The following is a 3219-nucleotide window of genomic DNA, read 5'->3' as shown; positions in this document are numbered from 1 at the left end:
GTCTTCGGGAACTACGGATCGCTGCCAGCTCACTTATTCTATCACTTTTCTTTTTGTATTGTTATGATGATCCTGACCGAAGGTCGTCGTAAACGATGATGTTGTTTTTGTTCTTTTGTTAGCATTTGCGCTATTCTTCTTACAATGCCTCAATCAGTTTTAATGTATATGTATGCTATATGTGATCAATTGCATTCTACTTACTGTAAGTATAAGCTGTTTTTATACAATTAGTTCTGTGGTTGCAGGAAGGCCAAAGCTACCTTATGGCACCTGCCATTTATTCTACCCTTACAACTATTCCGCGCAACAGGCGTCCCAGTATATCTGACCCTGTGATTATCCTTCTCTCAGGGTCGTCCTTGTTCCAGTAAATGATCAGGTCCTGATCGATGACGTCATCCTCCGAGTCTATAGGATAGACCTTGAGCCTGTTGATAACGCCGCCTATCTTTTCCCTCGGGTCAGATACTACAATGGGATGATGGCAGTATCTGTAAGGATTGAAATTATCATCAACCTGCAAAGCTCCTCTTAAGAAGGCATCAGAATCAATGGCTATTTTCGGTTCTTCCATTTCATTGATAATAATTGTCCACTTCTTTCCGGAGGCTGCCACCTGCTGAACGAATGTGTCTCCGGGAGTGCTTCCTATCTTTGGGAATATTGGCAGATCGCCTTCAAAAGGCAGCTTTACGATACTCATGGGGTGTATGATAGATCCTTCCTTCTTTATGTCGAGGTCATCTATTGAAAGGAAGTTCAAGGCTCCTATGCCCTCACACCTGTCGATGTCTGAGGTTGCCGAAGACATGTGTTTCATGATCATTGCCCTGAAAGCCCTCTCCTTGAAGTACTCGACCTTTTCCTTACCAAGCCACCAGTCAAGGACTATCGCCGACGGTTTTGCAACAGGGTATAACAGGAAGCTGTACACCTTAACAAGAGGTGAAAGATATGCTCCCATTTTCAGGGCGTTGCGTGAGAAATATGCCTGTGGTGCCAGTTCTCCGAAACAGGTAATCACTACAGTCGAAAATACAAAAGCTGCAGCCCCTGCCATTACCCTGTCTGTAAGCAGCGCCAGCAATACATTTGTACCCACATTGCCCCACAAAAGGGTAGCCAGAAGGAAATTTGAGTTCTTTCGGAGACTCAGGATTTTCAAGGCATAAGGGTTCTTAGACTCAGCCTCGATCTCAAGCCGCAGGGGCGTCAGTCCAAAAAGACCGATAGTGAGACCGGAAAAAATGGCAGACTGTACAAGGCACAGGAATATGAATATCCATATAACATCAATCATAAGACTCAGCTATTTTTGTGGGAACAGGAATGCAAGAAATTGCTTCTTATAAAAATCTCGAATATCATTAAAGACGCTACACCAATCCTTTTCAACACTCATTGTTCATCTGTGAACAGATGCAATGAGAATTCCCTAATATTTGCCTTACATGCATATATAATCCATAACTTTTCTTTTAGTATAATAAATCATCGCGAGATACTCCCGCTTCCCATGTAAGAAGTTACATATATCTTTACCTTTATCTACTCCCCTATATGTCATCACGATTCGATATTATCCATAAGGACACAGCAGGTCGTATAGGCAGGCTTACAACACCCCATGGCGTTGTGGAGACTCCCACGGTCATGCCAGTGATCAACCCCAATATCCAGACGATAAAACCCTCAGAGATGAGGGACTTCGGGGCCCAGATACTGATCACTAACTCCTACATCATCTACCGCAAGGATGAACTGAGGGAAAAAGCCCTGAAAGACGGCCTTCACTCGCTCCTTGATTTTGACGGTCCCATAATGACAGACTCGGGTTCGTTCCAGCTCTCGGTCTATGGCGAGGTCGAGGTCACCAATGAACAGATAATAGACTTCCAGCAGAAGATTGGCAGTGACATCGGTGTACCGCTGGATATACCGACACCTCCCGATGTCAGCTTTGAGCGAGCCAGCGAGGAACTTGACATTACCATTGAACGCCTGCAGGCAGCCAGGAAGCTTGTGACCGGGGATATGCTACTGGCAGGTCCTGTCCAAGGTTCTTCCTACATGCAGTTGCGGGAGAAATGTGCAAGGACGCTCTCTGAAACAGGTTTTGATGTCTATCCCTTCGGAGCCGTTGTCCCACTCATGGAGTCCTACCGCTATGCTGACCTTGTGGATGTCATTGCCGCCTCCAAGAAAGGGCTTGACCCCACAGCTCCCGTACACTTGTTCGGCGCCGGGCACCCCATGATGTTTTCCCTGGCCGTGGCGCTTGGGTGTGATCTGTTCGACTCGGCAGCATATGCGCTATATGCCAAGGACCGGCGTTACATCACAAGCAGAGGAACTTACCATGTGGACGACCTGAAGTATCTCCCCTGCTCATGTCCCATCTGCCTGAAGCATTCTCCGGAAGAGCTCAAAAAAGCCTACAACTCCACGGAACTACTTGCAAGACACAATCTTTACGTCACATTTGAAGAGATACGCATCATAAAGCAGGCGATATGGGAAGGCAACCTCCTGGAACTCGTGGAGCAGCGCTGCCGCTCACATCCGCGCATGCTTGAAGCTCTCAAACAGATGTACACTCATTCAGAGTGGCTCGAGAAACTGGACCCTGCTTCCAAGTCTACTTTCTTCTACTGCGGCCCTGAATCTGCGAAGAGGCCTGAGGTACTGCGCTTTGCTAACCAGCTTGAACGCTTCACGATACGCGGTTCAGCCCTCATCAGGCCGGCCCCCATAAAGCTTGACAGCGGGTATGACAACGTACTGATATTCAAACCACCCTTCGGAGCCTATCCACAGGAGCTTGGAGAGATATATCCTCTTAATGCGGAAGTGCCAAGAACGCCTGATCAGGAATCCCTTGAACGGGCATATATCAATACCATCAAGCTTGCAGAGCTGAACCCTGAAGCTGAGTTCACATATCTTCTGGTGGAAAGGTTCAGGCATCCGATGGTGGATAAGCTGGAAAGCCTCACGAATGTACAGGTAATAGTTGGCCACAATCCGTGATTGTAGTCGTTGGCTGTCAATTTTTCTGCAGTATATTTGGGTATTTTTAAAAAGAACTAGCCAGAAATCCCATACCCTTTAGGGTATGGGCTGAATGGCGATATTATGAATACATGGAAATCAAAAAACCGACACAAATACTTGCTGCAATACCACATGATCCTTGTATGTAAGTATCGGAAAAAA

General features: G+C 46.5%; 2 protein-coding genes. One reads left to right on the top strand and one right to left on the bottom strand.

What is annotated here, in order from left to right:
- Positions 1-280: 280 nt before the first annotated feature.
- Positions 281-1303 carry a DUF21 domain-containing protein gene (locus Q8J68_RS02450; RefSeq protein WP_305309970.1) on the bottom strand — a complete coding sequence of 341 codons (1023 nt, stop codon included), beginning with the start codon at positions 1301-1303 and terminating at the stop codon, positions 281-283.
- Between the two features lie 260 nt (positions 1304-1563).
- Between Q8J68_RS02450 and tgtA the strand changes: the two genes are divergently transcribed.
- Complete coding sequence (gene tgtA, locus Q8J68_RS02445; RefSeq protein WP_305309969.1) at positions 1564-3033, top strand: tRNA guanosine(15) transglycosylase TgtA; 1470 nt, start codon at positions 1564-1566, stop codon at positions 3031-3033.
- Positions 3034-3219 lie beyond the last annotated feature (186 nt).

This window comes from Methanolobus sp., from assembly GCF_030682845.1.
Lineage (GTDB): Archaea > Halobacteriota > Methanosarcinia > Methanosarcinales > Methanosarcinaceae > Methanolobus.
This window is presented reverse-complemented; position numbering and strand designations above follow the sequence as displayed.

Bases quoted from the DNA above. Each gene is read 5' to 3' on its own strand.
- Q8J68_RS02450 (WP_305309970.1), bottom strand. From the start codon at position 1,303: ATGATTGATGTTATATGGATATTCATATTCCTGTGCCTTGTACAGTCT.
- tgtA (WP_305309969.1), top strand. From the start codon at position 1,564: ATGTCATCACGATTCGATATTATCCATAAGGACACAGCAGGTCGTATA.